Here is a 26424-nt window from a genome sequence, read left to right on the forward strand (position 1 = left end):
TCAGTCAGTTGAAAAACAGGCGTCAATCATCCGCCTGTTCATCACCTTCCTTGCGACTCATGCCGTACTTGCGCATCTTCTCCACCAGGGTGGTACGCCGGATGCGCAGGCGCTCGGCGGCACGGGCGACGATACCGTTGGCGTCGTCGAGTGCCTGCTGGATCAGGCCTTGTTCGAGGCTGCCGAGGTAGTCCTTCAAGTCCAGGCCTTCCGGCGGCAGCATGGCGGTGGAGCCGAAGTCCGGCGTGTGGCCGTTGATGGCCACGCGCTCTTCCAGGTCGCTGCGCAGGCTGTCCACCAATTGCTCGTCTTCGTCGTCGACGTAGCGGAATTTCTTCGGCAGCTCGACCACGCCGATCACCCCGTACGGGTGCATGATCGCCATGCGCTCCACCAGGTTGGCCAACTCGCGGACGTTGCCCGGCCAGCCGTGGCGACACAGGGACATGATCGCCGCCGAGTTGAAGCGAATCGAACCACGCTTTTCGTGTTCCATGCGCGAGATCAGCTCGTTCATCAGCAACGGGATGTCTTCGACGCGCTCGCGCAGGGGCGCCATTTCGATCGGGAATACGTTGAGGCGGTAGTACAGGTCTTCGCGGAAGCTGCCGACCTCGATCATGCTTTCGAGGTTCTTGTGGGTGGCCGCGATGATGCGTACGTCGACGCTCTGGGTCTTGTTGCTGCCCACGCGCTCGAAGGTGCGCTCCTGCAATACCCGCAGCAGCTTGACCTGCATCGGCAGCGGCATGTCGCCGATTTCGTCGAGGAACAGGGTGCCGCCGTTGGCCAGTTCAAAACGCCCGGCACGGCTGGTGATCGCCCCGGTAAAGGCGCCCTTCTCGTGGCCGAACAGTTCGCTTTCCAGCAGCTCTGCCGGGATCGCCCCGCAGTTGACCGGCACGAACGGCCCGTCACGACGCTTGGAATGGTAGTGCAGGTTGCGTGCGACCACTTCCTTGCCGGTGCCCGACTCGCCAAGGATCAGCACACTGGCGTCGGTGTCGGCCACTTGCTGCATCATCTGGCGCACATGCTGGATCGCACGACTGGTGCCGACGAGGCTGCGGAACAGGTTGGGTTCGCGGTGACGGCCGCGCTCGCGGGCCTGGTCGTACATCTCGCGGTAGACCTGGGCACGGTGCAGGGAGTCGAGCAATTTGCTGTAGCTGGGGGGCATTTCGAGGGTGGAAAGCACGCGGCGGCGCTGGTCTTCCGGAAGGTCCACGGAAGAAATATCGCCCATCAGCAACACCGGAAGGAACTCATCCCAGGTCGACAGTGTCTTTAACAAGCCCAGCACTGCACCAGGAGCGTTTACCGTCCCGATCAGCACACAAATGACTTCGCGGCTCGACGACAAAGAGCTGACCGCCTGCTGCCAGTCGTGGCTGCCACAGGGTAGATTTTCTTCGCCAAGAAAATTCAGGATCACCGCCAGATCGCGGCGCCGAACGCTATCGTCATCGATCAGCAGAATTTTGGTTTCACGCCACATGCAATAGCAACTTCCCTAGTAAAACTCTAATGCCCTCGAGTTGGGGCAATCTAGATTGCTGTAGGCATTTTCTGCGCTACGGCTTTCTGACGTCTGAAAATAGCACTAGTTAAGTCAAAAAATCGTGCACAGTCAAATTTATGACGCGCGGTGTTCGGATTAACTGAGCCTTCAGCCGAACATATGGTAAACCTTTGACGCATGTTTAGCTCGGTTGAACTGCGACATCTCTTCGAAAATAGCCTGGCGCTCCCCTGTCGTCGCCTCAAGCAACTGCTGGTAGACCGAAAGCAAGTCTTCCAGTTTTGCCCGAATGGCTGCCTCATCCGCCGAATCCTCGTTGAGCGCAGCATCGATCAACGCGCGGCAGCCCAAATCCAGTTCGCCGATCGCCCCCCAGTTGCGTTCAGCCAACGCCTCGGACAGCGCCTCACGGGTCTCGTCGATTTTTTGCAATGCTTGGCTCATGACATCGTCCTCAGGCCTTACGGCCTACTGTACCTCTGTGGCAATACCATCCCAGCCTTCCTTGAGCGTAATCATCAGACCTGCGACCTCATCGATCATCGCAGCGTCATTCTGACGGTTGGCTTCCAGCAGACGCATGGTCATGAAGGCATACAGGTTATCCAACTGCTGCAGTGCAATCGGGTCCGGGGTCTTCTCGGGGTTCAGGCCGTCACGCAACCCGACGAGGATGTCCACCGCCTTGCCCAGCATCAACCCCTTCTGCGCGATATCACCGCGAGCCATCGCACCCTTGGCCTGCGCCATACGATCCAGTGCGCCTTCCATCAGCAACTGCACCAGGCGGTGCGGGCTGGCTTCGGAGATCTGGGCGTGGGTGTTGACCTTCTGGTATTGGCGAAGGGCTCTCATGGGATTCATGTTTCTACCTCGTGACAGGCGACAGCTAAAAGGGTGGACGCTGATTATTATGTCGACGGCGTTACACAAAACTTTAGCCCGCCTGGCGCTTTGACTCAGCGCCTTCGGCGGGCTTTATCCATCCGCCAATCAGGTGGACTTCGGATTGTTCAGCGAGTTGAGCGTGGTCATGACGCTGTCGCCCTGAGCCTTGAGCTGCGCAACCAGGGAGTCCATGGCGTTGTATTTCAGGGTCAGGGAGGCCGTCAGGGCATCAGAACGCGTGTTCAAGGCGGTCTGTTGGTTGGTCAGGTCCCTGAGGTTATCCTGCAGGGTCGCGGACTTTTCGGCGAACACCCCGGTCTTGCTCAGCGCAAAGTTGGCGGTGGCATTCGTCAGGCTTGCCAGCAGCCCGTTGGGGCCAGTGAAGATGCTGTTGATGTCGGAGCCGTTTGTGAGGGCCGCCTTGTCAAACGCCACATCACTGACGCTCAGGGTGCCCGCTGTCTGGTCCGTGGTCACGCCAAACTGCGCCAGGGATGAAAACGAGCCGCTACCGGTCACCGAGTTCATCACGTTGCGGATCGACGCCATCATGCTGCGCACCGAACTGTCCCCGGTCAACGGGCCTGGCGTGACGGAACCGTCGGCATTGGTGGTGACCTGAGTTTCGGCATTCACAGCCTTGACCAACGCACTGTAGGTATCTGTGAAGCCCTTGACTGCCGACTTCAGGGTTGCGCTGTTCGCAGAGACTTTGATCGTCGAAGGGGCATCGGTCCCCGAAACCCCCGTCAAGGTAATGCTCACACCACTGATTGCGTCGGGCAGGGTATTACTCGTGGACTCTTGAGGGCTGCCATCAAGGTTATATATGGCGTTCTGCGGCGCCGAGCCCACAACCGTCGCACCCGTATCCAGGCCCGAGGAGCCCTTGAAGGTGATGTCGCTACCGACACCGGTCGTCGACGATGTGACCACCAACCGCGAACCGTTGGAGTCAGTCAGGATGTTGGCACTCAAGCCCGCGTTGCCGTACTGCGAGTTGAGCGAATCGCGCACCTGCTGCAGGGTTCCGCCCGGTGGCACACTGACGCTGTAATTCTTGCCGGACTGGGAGACCGTAAACACCGTCGCCGAGACCCCGGAATTGACAACGGCCGTCGGCCCGCCAGGAATTACTGCGGTGGAGACCTTTGACGCCGTGGCCAATTGGGTGACACCCAGCGTAAAGTTGCCGGCGGCGGCACCTGGGCCCAACGTGACCGTCGCGAGCTTGTCGTTCGACAGCGTCGAACTCAAGCCGCTGAAGTTAACAGTCTTGGTCATGGTGTCCAACGCGCCCCGGAACGCGTCCAGAGCCGCCTGGATCTTGCCGATTGAGGTCAGTTGTGCAGTGGATGTTTTGGTCTGGCTGTCGATCTGCGCTTGCTTGGGTGCGGTTTGCGACCCCACCAACGACTTTACAAGACCTTGAACGTCGATGCCCGTACCCGGGCCGTTGACCGTTAGACCTGCTACGACTGTCATCGTCTTTCTCCTAATCCGGGGCTGATGCTTTATTGACGAATCACGCTCTAGGCAGTTTTCGCAACAAAGTTCATGCCAGTTTAGACCTTGGCGTCAAACAGCAAGCTGCTGGCGTCATGAAGGCTCTGGGCGAGTTTCAGGGCCAATTCCGAAGGAATCTGGCGAATGACCTCACCGCTTTCGGTCGCAATGACCTTGACCACAACCTGGTGGGTGGAGTCATCAATGGAAAAATCCAGTTTGCGCTGGGCAGCCTGGATGAATTCGTTTATGTCGTTGACCGCTTTTTTCAAGTCGGTGTGGCTCGATGGCTGCTGGGCATCTTTCGCGCCAGCAACGGCGTCCACCTTGGGCTTCTGCGGATCGGCACTGACAGGAGCGGGTGCACTCTGTGGCGCTGCCGCAGGGTAAGACAGGTTCAGTTTGACGCTCATGTCCATGACCAATCACCTCATTAGACAAAAGACAAAAGGGCACGTAAACGCGCCCTTCCGTCAGTTACCAAGTGCCGTTATTACTGAAGCAGCTTCAGTACAGCGGATGGCAGTTGGTTCGCCTGGGACAGGATCGCAGTCGAAGCCTGTTGCAGAGTTTGTTGCTTGGTCAGCTGAGCAGTTTCAGCGGCGAAGTCAACGTCCTGGATCACGCCACGGGCAGAAGTGGAGTTGTCCGAGATGCTCTGCAGGTTGGCGATGGTGTTGTCGAAACGGTTTTGTACAGCACCGAGGTCAGCACGCTGGGAGTCGATGGTGGACAGTGCCTGGGTCAGCACGTCGACAGCGCTCTGTGCGTTGGCAGCGGTGGTCACGTCGGTGTTGCTGACAACAACTTTCGCCGAGTTGACAGCGTTGACGCCGGTTGCACCGAACAAGCCAGCAACACCACCACCGGTACCAGTCAGCGAGTAGCTCGAGCTGGAGTTCAACGAGATAGCGCCGGTAGCAACCAGCGGACCTGCATCCAGTGGGGTAGCAGTCGCGTTGAACTTGCCGTCGCCGCCTTTGGTAGCGATGCTCATCAGCTGACCGCCAGCGTCAGCGTTATCAAAGGTGAAGTTCTCACCCGAGTCGGATTTGATCGACAGAGAGCCGGTCGACTGGTCGAAGTTAACGCTGATGCCCAGCTTGGCAGCGTTGGAATTCAGTTGGTCGGCCAGGTCAGCAGCGCTGGTGATACCGGTGAACGAAACAGTAGTGGCGCTAGGACCGCTACCGACTGTCAGGTCGAACTTACCGTTTGGAGTAGCAGCCGGGAAGCTGGCAGGTACAGTGAACTTAAGTTCAGTGCTGGCGGAGGCCTGCAGGCCGCCGACTGCGCCGTTCAGTTGGGCAGCGATTTCCTTGGCCGAAGCGCCCTGTGCGATGGTCAGCGAAGCAGAAGTCTGGCCGCCACCGGTCACACTGATGGTACCGGCTGCAATACCGTTAGCAGTTGGCGTTTGAGCAGAAGACAGCAGCTGCTGCGAACCAATGTTGTTAGCCGCTACGTTGCCCAGGCTCATGTTGATGGTCTGGTTGGCGTTGGCGCCCACTTGGAAAGCGGTAGTACCGAAAGAACCGTCCAGCAGGTTACGACCACCGAAAGTGGTGGTAGAAGCGATACGGGTCAATTCAGAAGTCAGAGCAGCGTACTGAGCCTGGTTCGACTTACGGTCGTCAGCGCTGAGGGAGCCGTTAGCGGACGACAGAGCCAGGGAACGCATGGTCTGCAGGATGTTGGTGGATTGCTGCATCGCGCCTTCAGCAGTTTGCGCGATGGAGTTACCGTCACCGGCGTTCTTGATGGCAACGCCCAGGCCGTTGATCTGGCTGGTCAGACGACCAGCGATTTGCAGGCCGGCCGCATCGTCTTTGGCGCTGTTGATACGCAGGCCGGAGGACAGGCGCTGCATGGAAGTTTGCAGGGCGCTGGAAGCCTTGTTCAGGTTGTTCTGAACGGTCAACGAAGCAAGGTTGGTGTTTACTGTTAATGCCATGACGAAATCCTCGTGGGTGGTGTACTGCGGCTTCCGGCCCTGGCAACCGCCGGGTGTGGCCTAGAGAACCTTCGTAATAGTTATCGTCGTGAAAGCAGGTTGCTTGAGGACTTTTTTGATTTTTTTTACTGGCGCCGTGCCACCCCTTTTAATTCAAGCATTTACGATAGCCCAAACCCCAGCAATTGTTGGCTTTCTGGCGCCAAATAAAAAACGCCCATGATCTTTCGATCATGGGCGTTTTTTTGTGCAGCGCCTTTAAGTCGTCAAGGGCGGTGCAAAATCGCCGAGCCCCAGGACAGCCCCACACCAAAACCACTGATGGCGACGCGCTTCCAGGTGGAGTCGAGCATGTGCTTTTCCAGCAGCAGCGGAATGCTAGAGGACACGGTATTACCGGTCTCGACCATGTCCTTGATGAACTTGTCCACCGGCGCGTCTTCGAAACGTCGGGCCACGGCGTCGACAATCGCCGCACTGCCCTGATGGATGCAGAACGCATCGATCTCGTCAGCCTTGAGGTCCGATTCGTTGAGCAGCTCGTGCAAATGCGCCGGCACCTTGAGCAAGGCGAAGTTGAACACCTGGCGGCCGTTCATGAAGAACACGCCATCGCTGACCTTCAAGTGCGGCGCACCGGAGCCGTCAGTGCCGAACTTGGACTTGCCCAACTGCCACGGCGCGTCTTCACCCATCCAGGTGGCGGTAGCGGCATCGCCGAACAGCATGGTGGTGTTGCGGTCTTCCGGGTCGACGATCTTCGAGTACGGATCGGCGGTCACCAGCAGGCCATTCTTCAGGCCGGTAGCCTCCATGAAGCCCTTCATCGCATAGATGCCGTAGACGTAGCCCGAGCAGCCCAGGGAAATATCGAAGGCCGCCACGTGCGTCGGCAGGCCCAGCTTGTCCTGGACAATGGCGGCGGTGTGAGGCAAGCCCTCTTCGTCGCCATTCTGGGTAACGACGATCAGCGCATCGATGGACTCGCGCTTCAAATCGGGGTTGTTGGCAAACAAGGCGTTGACCGCCTCGACGCACAGATCGGAGGTTTCCTGCGCGGCATCCTTGCGCGGCAGGAACGCCGAACCGATCTTGCCAATGATGAATTCTTCATCCTTGGCGAATTTGGCACCCTGGGCGTAGTTATCAATCCCGTCTGCCGGCACGTAACTGGCGATGCTTTTTATGCCAATCATTGTGGCTTCCCAATACTAAATAGCTGGAGAACACCCCGCGAGACACGTCGCCGGGTGCTGACAATAATGGGGATGCCCCCGCAAAAAACTCGCCGAAAACCGCCTTTGTACCCTGGCGGCAGGCCCTCGCAGAGACCTGGCGACGACCTATCCTTTTCACACGATACAGTGAAGATGCGCTTTATGACTCACAGGTCACTCAATTTTCTGCGCTTTGTGCGAAACACGGGGACATACAAACGCCAAAAACCACAACGGCCCACCCCGTTTCCAGGGTGAGCCGCCGGTTTGCAGCTGCGGACATCACATTTTGTTGAACAGGCTCAACTGAGAGATTTTCACAAAGGCCAACTGAGAGGCCTGCAGCATGGTTTGCTGAAGCTGCAGGTTGATCGCCGCCTGACCCATGTCAACGTTGCCCAGGGAACTCATGGTGTTGGTATTGGCAGTCCCCAGGCTGGTGTTTTCATCTGTTTGAAGATCCAGGGCATTCTGGCGAGCACCGATGGAGCCGCGCACCTGGTCAATCTGTGAACTGGCGTTGTTCAGGTTGCCGATGGTTTTGGCCACCACATCCTTGAGGTTGTTCTGCGCGACCAGGTTGCCGTCAGCCGGCGTTTCCAGGGCTTTGCGCAATTGGCTCAACGTGTCCAGGGCGTTTTCGTTCTTGTTGCTGACGGCGCTGACCGCAAACTGGTCGCCCGCCCCTGGCGCACCACTGATGTCGAACGTCACGCCGGCCGCGTTGATCGAGGTGGCACCGGCAGCCATGGTGCCGGTCGCGATGGTCTTGCTGTTCGGACTGTAGGGCTGCGCATACACCTCATACGTGGTGCCGCTGGTGAATTTGATCACCGCACCGGTATCAGGGAAGGTGCTGGCGTAGGCCGCCTGATCCGTCACCTGGCCACCGGTCACTTGTGCAGTCGACGCGTTGCCTGGCGAACGCGAAGCACTGAAGGTGTCCGGCTTGGATTGCAGGGTGAACGCCTTGCCCGCCACCAGTGCGTCGGAGTCAGCGCCGGGCGCAACGTCCGCGCCGAGCGTCAGGCTGATATCGAACTTGACGCCGCGCAAGTTGACGCTGGATGCGCCCTCTTTGGTCGCGTCGAAAGTGCCGTTGCCGGGAATCTCGGAGGTAACGTCGTTACCGTCCTTGTCGGTCACGGAATACTGCGTGCTGCTGCTGAAGGTCAGCTTGTAGGGCTGGCCGTCGGTAAAACTCTTGGTGTAGGTGACACCGGAGGTCACCGTGCCCGCCGATACCGCGACCTTGCCGTCATTGACCGCAGGCGGCAACAACGTAGCCTGGGTGCGACCGGTGTTGGTCGAACTTTCCATCATCGACTTACCGGTGTCGCCCCCCGCCATCGACAGATTGTCCGAGATCTGCAAGCTCAGCGGCGTCTCGTCACCCTGATACGTGTAGGTGCCGTCGTTATTGCGGATGTAAGGCGGCGTGTCGGTTTTCGACCCGGAAAACATGTAGTTGCCGTTGGCATCCTTGGAGTTGAGCAAGCCCAGCACCTGGTCCTCAAGCGCGCCCACTTCGCTGGCGATGGATTTACGATCGTCATCGCTCAGGGACTGGTTGGCCGCACGCAGCGCCAGTTCATTACCGCGCTGCAAGGCGGTGTTGATGCTCTTTAACACCGATTCTTCGTTGGTCAGCGAGTTCTGCAGGGTGTTGATGTTGCCGTTGAACTGGCCAAGCATGTCTTTCTGTTGCTGCAATTGCAGCAAGCGCGCGGCGGCGACGGGGTCATCGGAGGCGGTCTGCACCCGGATACCGCTGCTCGCCTGGTCCTGGGCTTTCACCACACCGGAATAGTTCGTCTGGTACTTGCTGGCGCTGGTGTCGAAATACTGCTGTGTAGAAATACGCATCGTCCCAGACTCCTTTAAAGGGCATTAATCAGTGTGCTGAAAGTTTCTTGCGCAGCCTTGATGATCTGCGACGACGCGGTGTAGTACTGCTGGAACTTGATCATGTCACCCGCCTCTTCATCCAGGTTGACCTGGGACACCGAGTTGCTGGCCGCCTTGTTCGCTGCCAACAGCGCACCCGTCGCGGTGGAATCGGTAGCGGCCTGGCTGGCTTTGGAGCCCACCTGCGACACGAGTCGGGCGTTGGCGCTGACCAGGCTCACACCCGGGCTGCCGTCGCTGGCGCCCACGGTGGCTTTGGTCTGCAAGTCCAGCAATTGCTGGGCGTTGCGGTTGTCGGAGGTGCCCGAAGCGTTGAACGAGAAAGTCGTGCTGTCACCATTGGCAGGCGAGCCGCCGACCGTGGTGTCGAAGTTGAAGCTTTTGCCCGGGATCAACGCACCGGAGGCATCGCGCATCGGTACGTTGATGCTGATCTTGTTGCCCTGGCCCGGGATGATGGTGCCACTGCCGATCGGATTGCCTTGCGCGTCGCTCACCGTATACGACTGGGTGCCGTCGGCGGCCGGCTTGCCAAAGAGCATTTTTACCGGCATGGAGTTTTCGATGCCGGCGCGCAACTGGGCGGTATCAGCGCCGCCATGAATATCCAGCGGCACAGTCAGCTGAGGCGGTGTGAACGTACCGGTGCCGGTGTTGGTCTTGCTTGCGTTCCCCGCCAAGGGGCCCGCGAAGGCGAGCTTGTTGACGTCCTTCAGGTCGACACCGATGCCCGTGGCCCCGTTGGCCGTGGGGCTGACCTTGAAGCTGTCACCGGCAGCCATGGGCCCTTTGCCGTCCAGTGCCAGGGTAAAGCCATCAATCACCGGCGGCGGCGTGGTGGTGGTGTCGAACGAACCCATGGCCTTGCCGTCGGAGCGGACGACGTTGTACTGGTTACCGCTGGTAAACGTGACTTTGTAGTCGTAGGTCGTCAGCTGGCTGCTGTCCTTGATCGTGACATTCAGGTTGCCAGACCCCGCGCTGTTGCCGGCGGCCCCTTGGCTGCGCTGGGAAATCGCCGCCGCGCTGTTGATATCGGTGAACAGCGACGAACCGAATTCGCCGTTGAGGTCCAGGCCCTGGCCCAACTGGTTGTTGATCGTGTCTGCCGTGGCAATCGCGATGCGCCCCAGATCATTGATGGCCGGCATCAGCACGTCACTGCGATAGCGCAGCAAGCCACCGATACTGCCGCCGGTGACTACATTGCCAAGGTCAATGGACGAGTCGCCCATCGAGAGCTGGATGGTGTACTGGCTATTGTCGGTGCTACTCGGTACCGCAGAGATATTATTGGATATCCCGCCTTCCACCAGCGACTGCCCCGTACCGGTCGTAATACTGAACTGTCCGTTTTTTTCCGTGGCCGTAACGCCGATCAGCTCGTTGAGCGAGCGCACCGCTTCGTCACGCGAGTCCAGCAGGTTGGCCGGCGCACTGCTGGAAGTCCCCTGGGCCTGGGCAATCTGCTTGTTGAGCGAGGCGATCGAGGACGTCAGCTTGTTGACCTGATCCGTCATGGTGCTCAACTGACTGTTGATCGTTTGTTTCTGCTGGTTCAACTGGCCGGAAATGGAGTTGAAGCGGTTGCTCAGGGTCTGGGCGCTGGTCAGCAGCAATTGGCGCGCGGACACGTCGCCCGGGGTGGCAGAAGCCGTCTGCGCCGCCGCGAAAAAGGCACTGAGCACCGAAGACATGCCGGTGTTGGAATCCGACAAGGTCTTGTCGATGGCACTGGCCTGGTCCAGGTAGGCGTTGGCATCGCTGTCGAGTGCCGTGCTGTTCTGGTAAGCCGTGGTGAGAAACTGGTTGTACACCCGACGCACGTCCGCCAGGGTCGTACCGGTGCCGATAAATACGCCGCCGTAGGCGTTCGACGCATTCGCGGTCTGAGCGCTCTGTTGACGCGAGTATCCCGGGGTGTTGACGTTGGCGATGTTGTTACTTAAGACCGACAACGATCCCTGGGCGGCATTGAGCCCCGACATCCCGATATTGAGCAAACTCATGATTCAGACCTTATAAATGAGTGGAAGCGCCCGCGGCAGCGTAGTTCTGGTAGCTGTTCATCGTTTTTGCGATCTGCGAAATCTTGCTGGCGTAATCCGGGTCGGTTGCATAACCGGCTTTTTGCAACTCGCGCACAAACTGTTCCGGGTTGTCGGCTGATTTCACAACTTCTTTATAGCGATCATTGCTTTGCAGCAACGTCACCAGGTCATGGAAGCTGTCCTGGTAGGAATTGTAGGAACGGAACTGCGCCGTCTCCTTGACCATCGCGCCATTGCGAAACTCGCTGGTGATCGCCCGGGCCTGTTCGCCCTGCCAACTCTGGCCGGCCTTGATGCCGAACAGGTTGTGGCTGCTGGTGCCATCCTCGGCACGCATCACCGATTTACCCCAACCGGTTTCCAGGGCGGCCTGGGCCACCAGGTAGCGTGGGTCGACGCCAATCCGCGCGGCGGCCTGCTTGGCCATCGGCAACATGGTGGCGACAAATTCATCCTGCGAGCTGAAGGCTTTCTTCGCCGGTGCCAGCGGTGGCTGGGCGACGGCGCGGCCGTAAACCTGCATCTGCCCGCGAGGCGGTATGGCGGCAAGGCTGCGGGCGGTGCTGTTGACCACGCCATCATCGGCAGCGCTGTTGCGCAGCGGCGCGGCCTTGGCGGCAGTGGTAGCCTCGGCACCCGGCACGATGCCGGCCAGCAGGCGATCCGTCAGCTTGCTCGGCAACGAGATGCGTCGCTGATTCATCAGCGCCATGTCGTTGGCGTGGGAGTTGGTGCCTTCAGGCACCGCCACGCGGTACGCCCACAATGGCCGCTGACCATTGCTGCGGCCCAGCGGGCCATCGGCCTTGGTACCGGCGGCAATTTCAGTCGGTACATCCACCTTCTTCGCGGGCGCAGCCGGGCCTTGCAAGGTGGCCGCCTGGGCGTCCACCGGTTTGTTCTTCTGCATCTGGCGCAGCAACACGTCCGCCAGGCCGATACCACCGCCCTCGCGAGACAGGGAAACCGCCAACTGCTGGTCGTACATTTCCTGGTACTGCTTGGCCGCCGGGGTATTCAGCGGGTTGTCCTTGCCCAGGGCTTCGGTAGCCGAACGCATGGACTTGAGCATCTCGCCGAGAAACAGCGACTCGAATTCCTGCGCGACCTTGCGCATGTTGCCGTCGCTGTTCTTGTCGCCGACCTTCAACTGGTTAAGCCGGTTGAGGTCGGAATAGGAACCCGAATCCGCCGTGCTGGTCAGGCCGCTCTTGCGCATGTCCATGGCCATGGCGTCAGATCACGATCAGGTCGGCTTGCAAGGCGCCGGCCTGTTTCAATGCTTCGAGGATCGCCATCAAGTCGCCGGGCGCTGCGCCCACCTGGTTCACCGCACGGACAATCTCGTCCAGGGTGGTGCCGGGGCCGAACTTGAACATCGGCTTGGCTTCTTGCTGGGCATTCACCCGCGAACGGGGTACCACGGCAGTCTGGCCGTTGGACAACGGGCCAGGCTGGCTGACGATCGGGTCTTCGGTGATGGTCACGGTCAGGCTGCCGTGGGTCACGGCCGCTGGCGAAACCTTGACGTTCTGGCCGATCACGATGGTGCCGGTCCGCGAGTTGATGATGACTTTCGCCACCGCCTGGCCCGGGTCAACCTCAAGGTTTTCCAGCAGAGACAGGTAGTCCACACGCTGGCTTGGGTCCAGCGGTGCCGTCACACGAACCGAGCCGCCATCGATGGCCTGGGCCACGCCCGGGCCGAGCAGCTCATTGATCTTGTCGACCACGCGCTTGGCGGTGGTGAAGTCAGAGCGGTTGAGGTTCAGGGTCAGGCTGTTGCCCTGGTTAAAGCCGCTGGGCACGGTGCGCTCCACCGAGGCACCACCGGGAATCCGCCCGGCCGAAGGCACGTTGACGGTGATCTTCGAACCGTCGCGGCCTTCGGCATCAAAGCCACCCACCACCAGGTTGCCCTGGGCAATCGCGTAGACGTTGCCGTCGATACCTTTTAGCGGCGTCATCAGCAAGGTGCCGCCCCGCAGGCTTTTCGAGTTACCCATGGACGAGACGGTGATATCGACCACCTGCCCCGGCTTGGCGAACGGCGGCAAGTCAGCGCTGATGGACACCGCCGCGACGTTCTTCAACTGCACGTTGCCCGAGCCCGGCGGTACCTTGATGCCAAACTGCGAAAGCATGTTGTTGAAGGTCTGCAGGGTGAACGGGGTCTGGGTGGTCTGGTCACCGGTGCCGTTAAGCCCCACCACCAGGCCGTAGCCGATCAGCTGGTTGGACCGCACGCCGGAAATGCTCGCGATGTCTTTCAAGCGCTCGGCCTGGGCGCCTGCGCTCAAGGCCAGCAGCAACATCGCAGCCATCAGCTGTTTGAAGTTCAAAGTGATCACCTAGAAAGGGAACAGCGGGCTAAGGAAGAAACGGTCAAACCAGCCCGGCTGACTGGCGTCAGCAAACGAACCCGTACCCGAGTAGGTGATGCGTGCATCGGCAATCCGTGTCGACGGCACGGTGTTGTCGGTGGAGATATCGTCGGCGCGAACCATGCCCGCAATGCGCACCAGTTCGTCACCGGTGTTGAGGGTCATCCACTTCTCGCCGCGTACGGCAATGATGCCGTTGGGCAGCACGTCGGCCACGGTCACGGTGATCGAGCCGGTCAGGCTGTTGCCCTGCCCTGCCGCGCTCTTGCCGTTGGTGGCGCGGTCGCCGCTGTAGCCGGCGTCCAGGCTCAGGTCACCGCTGCCCAGCGGGTTGTTGGTGTTCGGTACACCGCCAAACAACGAAGTCAGGCCGATGCTGGTCTTGCTGGTCTTGCCGATCTGCGAGTTGGCGTTCTTGCTCGCCTGGGTCTTCTCGTTCAGCGTGATGGTGATGATGTCACCGACCCGGAAGGCCTTGCGGTCGCTGTACAGGTTCTGTTCGAACCCGGCCTGGTAGATCGAGCCATTGTTGGCGGCCGCCGGCAACGGCGTGCGCGGCAACACCGGCGCATAGTACGGGTCATTGGGCTTAGGCGTCGGGGCGACACAGCCCGCGAGCACAGCAATCCCACTCAATGCCAGAACAGAAACATAGCGATTCATGACCCATACCTCACGGTGTTGCAGGCGCCTTCAAGGGCGCCCCATAGACTTGATTACAGATTCTGCGTTACGAACGAAAGCATCTGGTCGGCGGTGGAAATCACCTTGGAGTTCATCTCGTAGGCGCGCTGAGTGGTGATCATGTTGACCATCTCTTCAACGGTGCTGACGTTGGACGTTTCCAGGGTGCTTTGCAGGGTGGTACCAAAACCGTTGAGGCCCGGGGTGCCGATTTGCGGCGCGCCGCTGGACGCGGTTTCCAGGAACAGGTTGTTACCGATCGCCTGCAGGCCGGCCGGGTTGATGAAGTCGGCGGTTTGCAGGTTGCCGATCACCTGGGACGCCGGGTTGCCGGCCACGGTGATCGACACGGTGCCGTCGTTGCCGACGGTGAAAGTCTGGGCGTTGTTCGGCACGACAATCGCCGGCTCCAGCGCGAAGCCATTGGCGGTCACGACCTGGCCGTTGGAGTCCAGGTGGAACGTACCGTCACGGGTGTAGGTGGTGGTGCCGTCCGGCTGCAGGATCTGGAAGAAACCCTTGCCGTTGACTGCCAGGTCGAGTGGCTGGCCGGTCTGCTGCAGGTTACCGGCGCTGAAGTTCTTCTGGGTGCCAACGATTGCCACACCGGTACCCAGTTGCAGGCCCGACGGCAATTCGCTGTCCTGGGTCGACTGGGCGCCAGGCTGCTTCTTGATCTGATAGAGCAAGTCCTGGAACTCGGCGCGGTCACGTTTGAAACCCGTGGTCGACACGTTGGCCAGGTTGTTGGAAATGGTGGTCAGGTTGGTGTCCTGGGCGGACAGGCCTGTCTTGGCAACGTATAGAGCCGGAAGCATGTTCTTCTCCTTCGTGCGCCTGTTTTATGGCGCCGCGCTACAAAAATTAGTGTGTGGCTGCTATCAGCTCATCGCCAGGACGCGGGTCATGGCCTGGTCGTCTTCTTTGGCGCTGTTCATCATCTTGATGTGCAATTCGAACTGCTTGGACAGGGCCAGGACTGCCGTCATTTCTTCGACGGCGTTCACATTGCTCGCCTGCAGGAAGCCCGACGTCAGCTTGACGTTGGCATCGGCCTGGGCCGGCTGGCCATCCTTGGTGTGGATGGTGCCGTCGAGGCCCTTGGTCATGTTCTTGAGGTCGGGCTGCACCAGCTTGATCCGGTCCACTTCAGCCATCACCCGCGGGCCTTCGCCCATGGCGCGGATGCTGATGGTGCCGTCCTGGCCGACTTCGATCTGCTGCTGGGGCGGCACGGCAATCGGGCCGCCGTTGCCCATGATCGGCATGCCGTTGCCGGCCCGCAGCACACCCAGCGCATCGACGTTCATGCTGGCGCTGCGCACGTAGGATTCGCCGCCATCCGGGTTTTGCACGGCCATCCAGCCGTCACCGCTGACGGCCACATCGAGGTCACGGCCGGTTTCAATCATCGCGCCAGGGGAAAAGTCCGTGCCTGGGCGCTCGGTCAAGGCAAAGGCCCGCGCCGGAAAGCTGTCACCGAACACCGGCATCGAGCGCGCCTGTTCCAGGTCACGCTGGAAACCATTGGTGGAAACGTTCGCCAAGTTGTTGGCGTGGGCCTTCTGCGCCAGTGCATTCTGGCTGGCGCCGGTCATTGCCACGTAAAGGTACTTATCCACGCTCTTTCCTCTTTCTGACGGACGCTTGCCGCCCACCGCTGTACTGATGAGGCTTAAGCAATTTGCGAACCAACTTTTTGAAATGAGGAAAAGTCCAGGCGGGGCGGGGGTTTGCCGGCAGGTGGCAGCTGAGGTCAGCAGGAAGAGAGTCGAAAAAACGGCGGACTTATGCCGCTAACGGCAAGTGCAGGTATCAAGACCGACAAAGAACCCATGTGGGAGCGGGCTTGCTCGCGAATGCGGAGTGTCAGTCACCGGATAATTCGACTGACCCACCGCATTCGCGAGCAAGCCCGCTCCCACAGGTTTAACCGCGTTCGGCTTTGACGACTTCGTAGTCACGCAATTTGTTGGCGATGGTGGTGTGGGACACGCCCAGCCGCTTGCCCAACAGACGGCTGCTGGGATGCTCGGCATACAACTGCGCCAGCACCGCCTTTTCAAAGCGCCCGACGATCTCCTCCAACCCGCCTTCCAGGGAAAAATCCCCCAGCGGCTGGCGCACGCCATAGTCCGGCAGGCGAATGTGCTCGGCCTTGACGGTGCCGCCCTCACACAGCGAAACCGCCTGGAACAGCACGTTCTCCAACTGCCGCACATTCCCCGGCCAGTGGTAATGGCTGAGGCGTTCCATCGCCGCCGGTGCGAGCTTGGGCAGCGGGCAGCCGATCTGCCGGCTGGCCTGATCCAGGAAGTGCTCCACCAGCGGCGGCAAACCGTCGAGGCACTCGCGTAGCGGCGGGATATGCAGCGAGAGCACATTGAGACGATGGTAAAGGTCCTGGCGGAATTCGCCCCGGGCGCACAGTTCGGAAAGGTCCACCTGGGTCGCGCAGATCACCCGCACATCCAGGTACACCTCTTCATCACTGCCTACACGGCGAAAGCAGCCGTCCTGCAGAAAGCGCAGCAACTTCACCTGCAACCGCGCGCTCATTTCGCCGACGCCGTCGAGAAACAACGTACCGCCCGCCGTCAGCTCCAGCAGTCCCAACTTGCCCTCCGCCCTCGCCCCTTCAAAGGCGCCGGGACCATAGCCGAACAACTCGGTCTCGGCCATGGACTCGGGCAAACCGGCGCAGTTGAGCGCCATCAACGGCGACTGGCCGCGTGGGCTGGCCAGGTGACAAGCGCGGGCCAGCAACTCTTTGCCAGTGCCGGTTTCGCCTTCTATTAATAGAGGCGCATCCAACGGCGCCATGCGCCGAGCCTCACGCACCACGGCGGCCATGACCCTGGAGCTTTGGAAAATGCTGTCGAAGCCGCGCAGCTCCTGCTTGCGCACATTGTAGATACGCTCACCCACCCGGTCGGCGCGGTGCAGGGTCAGTACGGCGCCGGCCATGGCTTCGCTGTCGTCATGCTCGGAGGATTGCAGCGGCGCAATATCGGCCAGGAATACATCGCCCTTGACCTTGACCCGCAGGCCGTTGATTCGCGATTTGCTGGCCCGTACCAGTTCCGGCAAATCGAAATCTTCGGCGTAGCGCGACAACGGAATGCCCGGCACCTCATCCACCCGTACTCCGAGCAACTGCGCCGCCGCGCGGTTGGCCGCGACGATGGAGCCGCCCATGTCGATGGACAGCACCGGAAACTCCAGCGCCCCCAGCAGCGCGTTGAGCTCCATATGCCGACGCTCGCTGGGCATCAGCCCTACCCGCTTGACGCCAAATACCCCGGCAATCGCCTCGAACTGCGGGCGCAATGCCTGGAACTGCAGGTTCACCAGGTTCGGGCAATAGAGGTAGATGGCGTTGCCGTGCTCGCCACCGACCTCGCCCTTGGCGACGTTCACGCCGTACTCCACCAGCAGGTTGAGGATGTCCCGCAGGATGCCGATGCGGTTCTGGCAATGCACTTTGATACGCATGAGAAGGCCCGAAGAGGTGGAGGCGCTGCGTCTTTTTGCCGCTGGGCGCAGATAATCGTCAAGATTATGTGACAGCTGCGAGGCGATTCACACCCAAAATACGCCACAGGGAGAACGAATCGCCTCATCCGTAACGAAAACTTTACGAATCCCAGTAACTTTTCCTACAAAAGCGTGGCACAGGAGGATGGCTTCCTGGCCCAGGCGGCGTATCAATAGGCTCATCCCAGGACATAACAAGAACGAATGCCTAGCAGGAGAGCAGTATGAAGCAGACGCAGTACGTGGCCCGCGAGCCCGACGCGAACGGTTTTATCGACTACCCGCCCGAAGAACACGCGGTGTGGAACACCCTGATCACGCGCCAACTGAAAGTGATCGAGGGCCGCGCCTGCCAGGAATACCTGGACGGCATCGACAAGCTCGGCCTGCCCCACGACCGCATTCCACAGCTGGCGGAAGTCAACAAAGTGCTGGCCGAGACCACGGGCTGGCAAGTCGCCCGGGTGCCGGCGCTGATCCCCTTCCAGACCTTCTTCGAATTGCTCGCCAATAAGCAGTTTCCGGTGGCGACGTTTATTCGTACCCGTGAAGAGCTGGATTACCTGCAGGAACCAGACATTTTTCACGAGATCTTCGGCCACTGCCCACTGCTGACCAACCCCTGGTTCGCGGAATTCACCCACACTTACGGCAAGCTCGGCCTGGCCGCCACCAAGGAACAGCGCGTGTACCTGGCGCGCCTGTACTGGATGACCATCGAGTTCGGCCTGGTGGATACGCCCGAAGGCCGGCGCATCTACGGCGGCGGCATTCTGTCTTCGCCCAAGGAGACCGTGTATTGCCTCTCGGACGAGCCCGAACACCAAGCCTTCGACCCGCTGGAAGCGATGCGCACTCCGTACCGTATCGACATCCTGCAACCGCTGTACTTCGCCCTGCCCAACCTCAAGCGCCTGTTCGAAGTGGCGCAGGAAGACATCATGGGCATGGTTGAACGCGGGATGCAGCTGGGTCTGCACGCACCGAAGTTTCCGCCCAAACCAAAAGCGGCTTGAACTGCGGCTTTTAGGGCCAGGTGAGTCTGTTCCCTGGCCCCGCGTTGCTTTAGGGTGACGCCACTGACGACCGTTTTCCAAACACTCGATTTCAGGAATCCCCACATGACCACCTTGAACCAAGCCCACTGCGAAGCCTGCCGCGCCGACGCCCCGCAAGTCAGCGACGAAGAGTTGCCGGTGCTGATCAAACAGATCCCCGACTGGAACATCGAAGTACGCGATGGCGTGATGCAGCTGGAAAAGGTCTTCCTGTTCAAGAATTTCAAATTCGCACTGGCCTTCACCAACGCCGTGGGCGTGATCTCCGAAGCTGAAGGCCACCACCCGGGCCTGCTCACCGAATGGGGCAAGGTCACCGTGACCTGGTGGAGCCACTCCATCAAGGGCCTGCACCGCAACGACTTCATCATGGCCGCGCGCACCGACGAAGTGGCCAAGGATGCCGAGGGCCGCAAGTAATGCATTTTGACGCGATTGGCCGGGTGCCCGGAGACCCGATCCTCGGGCTGATGGAGTTGTACGCCCAGGATCCAAACCCGAACAAGTTCGACCTCGGCGTGGGTGTGTACAAGGACGACCAGGGCCTGACGCCGATCCCGTACTCGGTGAAACTGGCCGAACAGCGCCTGGTGGAGCAACAAACCACCAAGACCTACATCGGCGGCCATGGCAACGCCGCGTTCGGCTCGCTGATCAGCGAGCTGGTGCTGGGCGCCGGTTCGCCAGTGCTGAGTGAACGCCGCGCCGGCGCCACCCAGACGCCTGGCGGCACCGGCGCGCTGCGCCTGAGCGCCGACTTTATCGCCCACAGCCTGCCCGGCCGTGGCGTATGGCTGAGCAACCCGACCTGGCCGATCCACGAAACCATCTTCGCCAAGGCCGGGCTCAAGGTCAGCCATTACCCGTACGTGGGCAGCGACAATCGTCTGGACGTAGCGGCAATGCTGGCCACCCTGTCGACGGTGCCTAAGGGCGATGTGGTGCTGCTGCACGCCTGCTGCCACAACCCGACCGGTTTCGACCTGTCCCACGATGACTGGCGCCAGGTGCTGAAGATCGTCCAGGAACGTCAGTTGCTGCCGCTGATCGACTTTGCGTATCAGGGTTTTGGCGATGGCCTGGAACAGGATGCATGGGCCGTGCGGCTGTTCGCGGCTGAGCTGCCTGAAGTGCTGATCACCAGTTCCTGCTCGAAGAACTTCGGCTTGTACAGCGACCGTGTCGGCGCGTTGATTGTGTGCGCGGCGGACGCCGAGAAACTGACGGATGTGCGCAGCCAGCTGGCGTTCATTGCGCGTAACTTGTGGTCGACGCCGCCGGACCATGGTGCTGCTGTGGTGGCGACGATTCTCGGTGACGCCGGGCTGAAAAAGCAGTGGGCCGAGGAAGTGGAAGCGATGCGGGCGCGGATTGCGCAGCTGCGTTCCGGGCTGGTGGAGGCGTTGGCGCCCCATGGGTTGTCGGAGCGGTTTGCGCATATTGCGGCGCAACGCGGGATGTTTTCCTATACCGGGTTGAGTGCGGACCAGGTGAAGCAACTGCGGGACAAGCACAGCGTGTATATGGTCAATTCCGGGCGTGCGAACGTGGCGGGGATTGATGCGACGCGGTTGACGTTGTTGGCCGAAGCGATCGCAGATGTTTCCCACACCTGACTGAAGAAACCGGCTCCAAATGTGGGAGCGGGCTTGCTCGCGAAGGCGGTGGGTCAGTCGAATTATCTGGTGACTGACACTCCGCATTCGCGAGCAAGCCCGCTCCCACATTTAGACTGAGTGAGTCTGTGAGTCTGTGGGTTTGAGGCTTAGCCCGCGACCATTTCGGCCTTTAGCTGTGCCTCTTTCGCCTGGGCATCCGCCAATCGATACAGCTCGATATGCCCGTCCCAGTGCTCGATCAGCGCCGTGCACGACTCCACCCAATCCCCGCAATTGAGGTAGTCCACCTCGCCCACCTTGCGAATCTCCGCATGATGGATATGCCCGCACACCACGCCATGCAGCTCGCGCTTGGTCACTTCGTGGGCGATCGCTTCTTCAAAATCACTGATAAAGCTCACCGCCGTCTTGACCTTGTGCTTGAGGTACGCCGACAACGACCAATAGCCGTAGCCATAGCGCGCCCGCCAGTGGTTCAACCAGCGGTTGAGCGTGAGGGTGAATTCGTAGGCCGAATCGCCGAGGAACGCCAGCCAGCGGTGGTACCGGGTGATCACGTCGAACTGGTCGCCATGGATCACCAGCAAATGCCGGCCATCGGCAGTCACGTGCACCGCTTCGTCCACCAACTGGATATTGCCAAGGATCAGCTTCGAATAACGCCGCAGGAATTCATCGTGGTTGCCGGTGACGTAGATCACCTCGGTGCCGCGCTTGCTCATGGTCAGCAGGCGGCGGATCACGTTGGTGTGGGCCTGGGGCCAATACATGCCACTGCGCAGCTTCCAGCCGTCGATGATGTCGCCCACCAGGTAGACCTTGTCGGCGTGGTAGCCCTTGAGGAAATGCGAGAGGTGTTCGGCCTGGCAATCCCGGGTGCCCAAATGCACGTCGGAAATCCACAGGGTACGCACGCGTTGCTTGCGGCTGGGTTTGGCGAGTTCGGCGCTGGTCATGGGCATGCCTCACGGTGTTTTCGCGAGCTTGCGCCCATGGGATTAATAGCCCATGACAGTGTTGCGTCAGTCTGATGACAGCGCCCACAGGCGGCGAAGCGATGTAAACTGCGGGCCTGCCCAGGAGACTGCGATGAGACCCAACCTCACGCTACGCCACTACCCCGATGCGCCTATCGCCCATAGCCACGACCATGCACAGCTGGTGTTTGGCCTGTCCGGGCACCTGGACTTCGAGGTGGATGGCCGGGGCGGCCAGGTGCAGCACAGCAGTGTGATGGTGCTGCCCTACTCCGCCCATCACGCGTGCCGCAGTCGCGATGGCAGCCGCTGCCTGGTGCTGGACGTGCCCGATGAGCAATGGCTGGCGCAGTCCCTGGGCGAGCATGCCGACGCCAGCCGCCGCTTGCTCGACCGGTGCGCACACCTGACCCTCGACAATCGCCAAAGCCAACTGGTGCAATGGCTGGCAAGCAGCCCGGTGGACGACCCGCTGATCGCCCAGCAAGGCGCCGTGTTGCTGCTGGCCAGCCTCAACCTTGCGCAGCCGCCGGTGGGCAAGCGCCTGCCCTATGCCGCGTTCGATGCGCATATCCAGCGGCATGCCGCGCACCCACTGCAAGTGGCGGACCTGGCGAAGCTCGCCGACCTGTCCGTCGCTCGCCTGCATGCACGGTTTATCGCGGAAAGCGGGCAGACGCCGATGGACTACATACGCACCCGGCGCTTGCAGATGGCCCGCGGCCTGTTGCGCGACAGCCAGCTGCCGATCGGCGAGATTGCCGCGCGGGTGGGCTATGGTTCGCAAAGTGCATTTGCTGCGGCGATGCTGCGCGAGTTTGGCCTCTCGCCCCGAGCCTTCAGACGAGTACCGCCCGGTGTGGGAGCTGGCTTGCCTGCGATAGCATCACCGCGCGCTATCTGAACGACCGAGTTGCCTGCATCGCAGGCAAGCCAGCTCCCACAGGGATCTTCACCAAGCAAGAGTCCTGCGACAAAAGCCGCGAGCCCAACGACAGACGCGAATGCCTGCAACCCTCTAGACTGCGATCCTGTAAACCCGTCGTTTAAGGATCGCAATGACTCCCCGCACAGCCCTCGGCGCCCTGCATATCGGCGCATTGATGTTTGGCCTCACTGGTGTGTTCGGCAAACTGGCGGCCGCTTCGCCGGCGATTATCGTGTTCGGCCGCGCCGCGTTCGCGGTCATTGCCCTGGCAATCTTTGCGCGCTTTGCCAGCAACACGCCCTGGCAGAAGCTGCAAGCCCGCGACTGGCGCCGCCTGCTGGTCAGCGGCCTGCTGCTGGCCGGGCATTGGGTGAGTTTCTTTATTGCGGTAAAGGTCGCCGGTGTGGCCATCGCCACCCTGGGCTTCGCCACCTTCCCGGCGTTCACGGTGATTCTCGAAGGCCTGATTTTCCGCGAGCGGATTCGCGCCAACGAGATCCTGCTGGTGGTGCTGGTGAGCATCGGCCTGGTGCTGGTCACGCCGGATTTCAATCTCGCCAGCCAGGCCACCAGCGGCTTGTTGTGGGCGGTCGGCTCCGGGTTATTGTTCTCGCTGCTGTCGCTGAACAACCGCGCCAGTGGGCGCATCCCGCCGGTGCAGGCCGCCTTGTGCCAGAACGTGGTGGTAGCGCTGTGCCTGTTGCCCGTCGCCGCGCCCGGGCTGGCCGAAGTGCGACCACTGGACTGGCTGTGGATCGGCCTGCTCGGGGTGTTCTGCACCGGCCTGGCCCATAGCCTGTTTGTCGCCAGCCTCGCGGTGCTCAAGGCGCGCACGGCGGCGGTGGTGTTTGCCATGGAGCCGGTGTACGGCATCACCGCGGCCTGGCTGCTGTTTGCTGAAACACCAACCCTGCGCATGCTGATGGGCGGCGCGCTGATCATCGTGGCCATCGTGGTGTCCGGGCTGATGGGCGGCGCCAAACCGGCCAAGCAGCCGGCCACCACGGCCGAGGTTCACTGAGTACGGTCGTTATGCCCCAGGTCCCGTTGCGGGTCGATCTGGTCGCGCACTCTTTGCTTGAGCACCTTGGCTTCCGGGAAGCCACCGTCGGCCTTGCGTTCCCAGATCTGCACACCGTCGCAGGTAATCCGAAACGCACCGCCGGTGGCCGGCTCCAGGGCCACTTTGCCGAGGTCATCGGCGAACGTGCTCAGCAGTTCCTGGGCCAGCCAGGCGGCGCGCAGCAGCCACTGACACTGGGTGCAATAGGTGATGACAATCTCGGGCTTGGCCGCTGACATGAATTGACTGGCTCCTGCTTGGCGGGTTGAAAGGATCGAGTGGCTATAATACCGGCCTTTATCGTCCTGCCTTGAGATTGATGATGCGCCGCCTGTTGTCCTGCCTGTTGCTGTGCCTGTTCCCTGTCCTCGTCCAAGCCGTCGAAAACCCGCGCCCGAAGATCGGCCTGGTGCTCTCCGGCGGTGCCGCCCGTGGCCTGGCGCACATTGGCGTGCTCAAGGCCCTGGAAGAACAGGGCATCCACATCGATGCGATTGCCGGCACCAGCATGGGTGCGGTGATCGGCGGGCTGTACGCCTCGGGCTACAAGATCGACGAGCTGGAAAAACTCGCGCTGAACATCGACTGGAAGCTTGCCCTGTCTGACGCGCCACCGCGGGAAGACGTGCCATTCCGGCGCAAGCAGGATGACCGCGATTTCCTGGTCAAACAGAAACTCAGCTTCCGCGACGACGGCAGCCTGGGCCTGCCACTGGGGGTGATCCAGGGCCAGAACCTGGCCTTGCTGCTGGAAAGCATGTTTGCCCACACCAGTAACGTGCGGGATTTCGACAAGCTGCCGATCCCCTTCCGCGCCGTGGCCACCGACATCACCAGTGGTGAAAAAGTGGTGTTCCGCAAAGGCCACCTGCCCCAGGTGATCCGCGCCAGCATGTCGATCCCGGCGGTGTTTGCCCCGGTGGAGCTGGATGGCCGGCTGCTGGTGGATGGCGGCATGACCGATAACATCCCGCTGGATGTGGCGCGGGAAATGGGGGTCGACATCGCCATCGTCGTCGACATCGGCACCCCGCTGCGCTCACGCAAGCAACTCAACACCGTGGTGGACGTGCTCAACCAGTCCATCACCCTGATGACCCGGCGCAATTCCGAAGAACAACTCAAGGCCCTGGCGCCCCGCGACGTGCTGATCCAGCCGCCCCTGGCCGCCTACGGGGTGACGGATTTCGGGCGCGCCAAGGACATGATCGACGCGGGCTACCGCGCCACCCGCGCACTCGACGTGCGCCTGGCGCACCTGCGCCCGGCCGAACCGGTGGACCCGTCGCTGGTGGCCGCGCGAACGCCCGGCGAGCGCAACCCGGTGATCACCGCGATCAAGGTGGAGAACGACTCCAAGGTGGGCGACGAGGTGATTCGCTACTACATCCGCCAGAACCTCGGCGAGCCCCTGGACCTGGCCCGCCTGCAAACCGACATGGGCACTCTGTACGGCCTGGATTACTTCGAACAGGTGCAATACCGCGTGGTGAAAAAGGGCAAGGACAACACCCTGGTCATCAGTGCCCGGGGCAAACGCAGCGGCACCGACTACCTGCGCCTGGGCCTGAACCTGTCGGATGACATGCGCGGCGACAGCGCCTTCAACCTCGGCGCCAGCTACCGCATGAACGGCATCAACCGCCTCGGCGCCGAATGGCTGACGCGGGTGCAGATCGGGGACAAGCAGGAGCTGTACAGCGAGTTCTATCAGCCGATGGACACCGGTTCACGCTACTTCGTCGCGCCCTATATCAGTGCCCAGGCGCAGAACGTTGAACTGATTGAAGACAACAACCCGATCTCCGAATACCGCCTGGAACGCTACGGCTTCGGCCTGAACGTGGGCCGGCAGATCGGCAACAGCGGCGAGATTCGTTTCGGCGTCGGCGAGGCCTGGGGCAAGGCGGATGTGCGCATTGGCGACCGGAATTCACCGAGCATCAACTTCAGCGAGGGTTTCTATGAGCTGAAGTACTCCTTCGACTCGTTCGACAACGTGTACTTCCCCCATACCGGCGAAGACATTGGCCTGGCCTTCCGGGAGTTCGAACCGGGGCTGGGTTCGGACCAGCGCTATCGCCAGTGGGAGTTCAAGCTGGACAAAGCCATGAGCAGCGGGCCGGACACACTGATCCTCGGCGGGCGGTATGGGCGCACCCTGGATAAGTCGGACGTGGTGATTTCCAGCTTCCTGCTGGGGGGCGCGCGGCAGCTGTCGGGCTTCCGGGAGGATGCGATTGCCGGGCAGAACATCAGCCTGATGCGCGCGGTCTACTATCGCCGGCTGACGCCGCGGTCTTATTTGCCGCTGGATTTCCCGTTGTACCTGGGCGCGTCACTGGAGCGAGGGCGGGCTTGGAACAACGACAATGAATACGACAGCGGGTACATCAACGCCGCCAGTATTTTCCTGGGGTTTGATACGCCGCTGGGGCCGTTGAATTTCAGTTATGGGTTTAACGATGACAGTCAGCAGGCGGTGTACCTGAACCTGGGGCAAACCTTCTAACTACGCCGCAAAACCCATGTGGGAGCGGGCTTGCTCGCGAAGGCGGTGTGTCAGTCAGCACATGTATTCACTGACACTCCGCCTTCGCGAGCAAGCCCGCTCCCACATTTTTGATCTTCTGTGTACTTGGGATCAGGACTTCTCGAGATTTCCGAGGATGTGTTCATGCACCCGCATGCACACCCGCAGATCCTCTTCATCGACACCCACAAACAGCTCATGGCGCAAGGCCGTGGCGATGGTCTCGATCTGCTCGATCAGCGGCTTCGCGGTGTCGCACAGCACAATGCGCTTGGCGCGGCGGTCTTCCACCACGGCCTGGCGTTGCACCAGGCCCTGGCTTTCCAGGCTGTCGAGCAAACGGGCCAAGGTGGGCCCCTCTACCCCGACACTCTGCGCCAGCTCACGCTGGGTAGGCGGTTCGGTAAAACGGGCCAGGTGCAGCAGCACCAGCCAGCGTGCCTGGGACAGTCCCAAACCTGCCAAGCGGCGATCCAGCTCGGCACGCCATCCTCGGGACATATGCGCCAACTGCATGCCAAAACGGTGTTGATCGGTTAACGGCATAAAAAACTCATGGATTAGACTGAAAATAAAGTGTGGCTAATTATTAGTC

The 26424-nt window shown here is 60.9% G+C and carries 24 protein-coding genes; 6 read left to right on the forward strand and 18 right to left on the reverse strand.

Features of this window, described 5'->3' with window-relative positions; translation table 11 throughout:
* Positions 1-22 precede the first annotated feature (22 nt).
* The 15 genes from QF039_RS20095 to QF039_RS20165 all read right to left on the reverse strand — a co-directional run bounded on the left by QF039_RS20095 (position 23) and on the right by QF039_RS20165 (position 17609).
* Complete coding sequence (locus QF039_RS20095; RefSeq protein ID WP_003214588.1) at positions 23-1498, reverse strand: sigma-54 dependent transcriptional regulator; 1476 nt, start codon at positions 1496-1498, stop codon at positions 23-25.
* Positions 1499-1669: 171 nt separating this feature from the next.
* Positions 1670-1966, reverse strand: coding sequence for a hypothetical protein (locus QF039_RS20100; RefSeq protein WP_008434847.1), 297 nt, complete (start codon positions 1964-1966; stop codon positions 1670-1672).
* 24 nt (positions 1967-1990) lie between these two features.
* Complete coding sequence (gene fliS, locus QF039_RS20105) at positions 1991-2386, reverse strand: flagellar export chaperone FliS (RefSeq protein ID WP_003214591.1); 396 nt, start codon at positions 2384-2386, stop codon at positions 1991-1993.
* A 129-nt stretch (positions 2387-2515) separates the two neighbouring features.
* Positions 2516-3895, reverse strand: coding sequence for a flagellar filament capping protein FliD (gene fliD / locus QF039_RS20110; RefSeq protein WP_307520302.1), 1380 nt, complete (start codon positions 3893-3895; stop codon positions 2516-2518).
* Between the two features lie 80 nt (positions 3896-3975).
* Positions 3976-4335 (reverse strand): flagellar protein FlaG, encoded by a 360-nt coding sequence (locus tag QF039_RS20115; protein WP_008434852.1) that lies wholly within the window; start codon positions 4333-4335, stop codon positions 3976-3978.
* Between the two features lie 74 nt (positions 4336-4409).
* A complete protein-coding gene (locus tag QF039_RS20120; protein ID WP_307520304.1) occupies positions 4410-5870 on the reverse strand; it encodes a flagellin in 1461 nt (486 codons plus the stop codon).
* Between the two features lie 266 nt (positions 5871-6136).
* Positions 6137-7066 carry a ketoacyl-ACP synthase III gene (locus tag QF039_RS20125; protein ID WP_003214601.1) on the reverse strand — a complete coding sequence of 310 codons (930 nt, stop codon included), beginning with the start codon at positions 7064-7066 and terminating at the stop codon, positions 6137-6139.
* Between the two features lie 303 nt (positions 7067-7369).
* Positions 7370-8953 carry a flagellar hook-associated protein 3 gene (locus QF039_RS20130; protein ID WP_003214602.1) on the reverse strand — a complete coding sequence of 528 codons (1584 nt, stop codon included), beginning with the start codon at positions 8951-8953 and terminating at the stop codon, positions 7370-7372.
* A gap of 14 nt (positions 8954-8967) precedes the next feature.
* Entirely contained in the window at positions 8968-11004 is a 2037-nt protein-coding gene (flgK, locus tag QF039_RS20135; protein ID WP_102604682.1) for a flagellar hook-associated protein FlgK, read from the reverse strand.
* Between the two features lie 10 nt (positions 11005-11014).
* Positions 11015-12277 carry a flagellar assembly peptidoglycan hydrolase FlgJ gene (gene flgJ, locus QF039_RS20140; RefSeq protein ID WP_087692741.1) on the reverse strand — a complete coding sequence of 421 codons (1263 nt, stop codon included), beginning with the start codon at positions 12275-12277 and terminating at the stop codon, positions 11015-11017.
* Between the two features lie 4 nt (positions 12278-12281).
* Positions 12282-13370: a flagellar basal body P-ring protein FlgI gene (locus QF039_RS20145; protein WP_032899355.1), complete on the reverse strand. Its 1089-nt coding sequence runs from the start codon at positions 13368-13370 to the stop codon at positions 12282-12284.
* A gap of 27 nt (positions 13371-13397) precedes the next feature.
* Complete coding sequence (gene flgH / locus QF039_RS20150) at positions 13398-14093, reverse strand: flagellar basal body L-ring protein FlgH (RefSeq protein WP_003214607.1); 696 nt, start codon at positions 14091-14093, stop codon at positions 13398-13400.
* Positions 14094-14146: 53 nt separating this feature from the next.
* Entirely contained in the window at positions 14147-14932 is a 786-nt protein-coding gene (gene flgG, locus QF039_RS20155; protein ID WP_003214609.1) for a flagellar basal-body rod protein FlgG, read from the reverse strand.
* A gap of 63 nt (positions 14933-14995) precedes the next feature.
* Positions 14996-15736 carry a flagellar basal body rod protein FlgF gene (locus tag QF039_RS20160; protein WP_003214611.1) on the reverse strand — a complete coding sequence of 247 codons (741 nt, stop codon included), beginning with the start codon at positions 15734-15736 and terminating at the stop codon, positions 14996-14998.
* A 307-nt stretch (positions 15737-16043) separates the two neighbouring features.
* Complete coding sequence (locus QF039_RS20165; protein ID WP_003214613.1) at positions 16044-17609, reverse strand: sigma-54-dependent phenylalanine hydroxylase transcriptional regulator PhhR; 1566 nt, start codon at positions 17607-17609, stop codon at positions 16044-16046.
* A gap of 266 nt (positions 17610-17875) precedes the next feature.
* On the opposite strand from QF039_RS20165, the gene phhA reads away from it, so the two are divergent.
* The 3 genes from phhA (at position 17876) to QF039_RS20180 (ending at position 20325) form a co-directional block, all read left to right on the forward strand.
* Positions 17876-18667, forward strand: coding sequence for a phenylalanine 4-monooxygenase (gene phhA / locus QF039_RS20170; RefSeq protein WP_063028067.1), 792 nt, complete (start codon positions 17876-17878; stop codon positions 18665-18667).
* 105 nt (positions 18668-18772) lie between these two features.
* The gene (locus QF039_RS20175; RefSeq protein ID WP_003214616.1) at positions 18773-19129 is read left to right on the forward strand and encodes a 4a-hydroxytetrahydrobiopterin dehydratase; all 357 of its coding nucleotides are present in this window, start codon (positions 18773-18775) and stop codon (positions 19127-19129) included.
* Positions 19129-20325: an amino acid aminotransferase gene (locus tag QF039_RS20180; protein WP_307520313.1), complete on the forward strand. Its 1197-nt coding sequence runs from the start codon at positions 19129-19131 to the stop codon at positions 20323-20325. The genes QF039_RS20175 and QF039_RS20180 overlap by 1 nt, the downstream gene beginning before the upstream one ends.
* A 149-nt stretch (positions 20326-20474) precedes the next feature.
* On the opposite strand, the gene QF039_RS20185 is transcribed toward QF039_RS20180, so the two are convergent.
* Positions 20475-21284: a UDP-2,3-diacylglucosamine diphosphatase gene (locus QF039_RS20185; RefSeq protein WP_003214618.1), complete on the reverse strand. Its 810-nt coding sequence runs from the start codon at positions 21282-21284 to the stop codon at positions 20475-20477.
* Positions 21285-21417: 133 nt separating this feature from the next.
* Between QF039_RS20185 and QF039_RS20190 the strand changes: the two genes are divergently transcribed.
* Positions 21418-22209 (forward strand): AraC family transcriptional regulator, encoded by a 792-nt coding sequence (locus QF039_RS20190; protein ID WP_307520315.1) that lies wholly within the window; start codon positions 21418-21420, stop codon positions 22207-22209.
* Positions 22210-22363: 154 nt separating this feature from the next.
* Positions 22364-23254 carry a DMT family transporter gene (locus tag QF039_RS20195; RefSeq protein WP_003214622.1) on the forward strand — a complete coding sequence of 297 codons (891 nt, stop codon included), beginning with the start codon at positions 22364-22366 and terminating at the stop codon, positions 23252-23254.
* Here QF039_RS20195 and QF039_RS20200 read toward each other — a convergent pair.
* Entirely contained in the window at positions 23248-23535 is a 288-nt protein-coding gene (locus tag QF039_RS20200; protein ID WP_003214624.1) for a SelT/SelW/SelH family protein, read from the reverse strand. The two genes, QF039_RS20195 and QF039_RS20200, sit on opposite strands and share 7 nt — an antisense overlap.
* A gap of 83 nt (positions 23536-23618) precedes the next feature.
* Here QF039_RS20200 and QF039_RS20205 point away from each other — a divergent pair, with 83 nt between their 5' ends.
* Positions 23619-25808 carry a patatin-like phospholipase family protein gene (locus tag QF039_RS20205; protein ID WP_003214625.1) on the forward strand — a complete coding sequence of 730 codons (2190 nt, stop codon included), beginning with the start codon at positions 23619-23621 and terminating at the stop codon, positions 25806-25808.
* Between the two features lie 132 nt (positions 25809-25940).
* Here QF039_RS20205 and QF039_RS20210 read toward each other — a convergent pair whose 3' ends face one another.
* Positions 25941-26375: a MarR family transcriptional regulator gene (locus QF039_RS20210; protein WP_004371158.1), complete on the reverse strand. Its 435-nt coding sequence runs from the start codon at positions 26373-26375 to the stop codon at positions 25941-25943.
* Positions 26376-26424 lie beyond the last annotated feature (49 nt).

Origin of the sequence: Pseudomonas sp. W2I6 (assembly GCF_030815935.1) — a bacterium.
Taxonomy (GTDB): Bacteria; Pseudomonadota; Gammaproteobacteria; order Pseudomonadales; family Pseudomonadaceae; genus Aquipseudomonas.

What these genes read in the sequence shown, in the direction of transcription:
- QF039_RS20095 (WP_003214588.1), bottom strand. Translation starts at nt 1,498, where the DNA reads ATGTGGCGTGAAACCAAAATTCTGCTGATCGATGACGATAGCGTTCGG.
- QF039_RS20100 (WP_008434847.1), bottom strand. Translation starts at nt 1,966, where the DNA reads ATGAGCCAAGCATTGCAAAAAATCGACGAGACCCGTGAGGCGCTGTCC.
- fliS (WP_003214591.1), bottom strand. Translation starts at nt 2,386, where the DNA reads ATGAATCCCATGAGAGCCCTTCGCCAATACCAGAAGGTCAACACCCAC.
- fliD (WP_307520302.1), bottom strand. Translation starts at nt 3,895, where the DNA reads ATGACAGTCGTAGCAGGTCTAACGGTCAACGGCCCGGGTACGGGCATC.
- QF039_RS20115 (WP_008434852.1), bottom strand. Translation starts at nt 4,335, where the DNA reads ATGGACATGAGCGTCAAACTGAACCTGTCTTACCCTGCGGCAGCGCCA.
- QF039_RS20120 (WP_307520304.1), bottom strand. Translation starts at nt 5,870, where the DNA reads ATGGCATTAACAGTAAACACCAACCTTGCTTCGTTGACCGTTCAGAAC.
- QF039_RS20125 (WP_003214601.1), bottom strand. Translation starts at nt 7,066, where the DNA reads ATGATTGGCATAAAAAGCATCGCCAGTTACGTGCCGGCAGACGGGATT.
- QF039_RS20130 (WP_003214602.1), bottom strand. Translation starts at nt 8,953, where the DNA reads ATGCGTATTTCTACACAGCAGTATTTCGACACCAGCGCCAGCAAGTAC.
- flgK (WP_102604682.1), bottom strand. Translation starts at nt 11,004, where the DNA reads ATGAGTTTGCTCAATATCGGGATGTCGGGGCTCAATGCCGCCCAGGGA.
- flgJ (WP_087692741.1), bottom strand. Translation starts at nt 12,277, where the DNA reads ATGGCCATGGACATGCGCAAGAGCGGCCTGACCAGCACGGCGGATTCG.
- QF039_RS20145 (WP_032899355.1), bottom strand. Translation starts at nt 13,370, where the DNA reads ATGGCTGCGATGTTGCTGCTGGCCTTGAGCGCAGGCGCCCAGGCCGAG.
- flgH (WP_003214607.1), bottom strand. Translation starts at nt 14,093, where the DNA reads ATGAATCGCTATGTTTCTGTTCTGGCATTGAGTGGGATTGCTGTGCTC.
- flgG (WP_003214609.1), bottom strand. Translation starts at nt 14,932, where the DNA reads ATGCTTCCGGCTCTATACGTTGCCAAGACAGGCCTGTCCGCCCAGGAC.
- QF039_RS20165 (WP_003214613.1), bottom strand. Translation starts at nt 17,609, where the DNA reads ATGCGTATCAAAGTGCATTGCCAGAACCGCATCGGCATCCTGCGGGAC.
- phhA (WP_063028067.1), top strand. Translation starts at nt 17,876, where the DNA reads ATGAAGCAGACGCAGTACGTGGCCCGCGAGCCCGACGCGAACGGTTTT.
- QF039_RS20175 (WP_003214616.1), top strand. Translation starts at nt 18,773, where the DNA reads ATGACCACCTTGAACCAAGCCCACTGCGAAGCCTGCCGCGCCGACGCC.
- QF039_RS20180 (WP_307520313.1), top strand. Translation starts at nt 19,129, where the DNA reads ATGCATTTTGACGCGATTGGCCGGGTGCCCGGAGACCCGATCCTCGGG.
- QF039_RS20185 (WP_003214618.1), bottom strand. Translation starts at nt 21,284, where the DNA reads ATGACCAGCGCCGAACTCGCCAAACCCAGCCGCAAGCAACGCGTGCGT.
- QF039_RS20190 (WP_307520315.1), top strand. Translation starts at nt 21,418, where the DNA reads ATGAGACCCAACCTCACGCTACGCCACTACCCCGATGCGCCTATCGCC.
- QF039_RS20195 (WP_003214622.1), top strand. Translation starts at nt 22,364, where the DNA reads ATGACTCCCCGCACAGCCCTCGGCGCCCTGCATATCGGCGCATTGATG.
- QF039_RS20200 (WP_003214624.1), bottom strand. Translation starts at nt 23,535, where the DNA reads ATGTCAGCGGCCAAGCCCGAGATTGTCATCACCTATTGCACCCAGTGT.
- QF039_RS20205 (WP_003214625.1), top strand. Translation starts at nt 23,619, where the DNA reads ATGCGCCGCCTGTTGTCCTGCCTGTTGCTGTGCCTGTTCCCTGTCCTC.
- QF039_RS20210 (WP_004371158.1), bottom strand. Translation starts at nt 26,375, where the DNA reads ATGCCGTTAACCGATCAACACCGTTTTGGCATGCAGTTGGCGCATATG.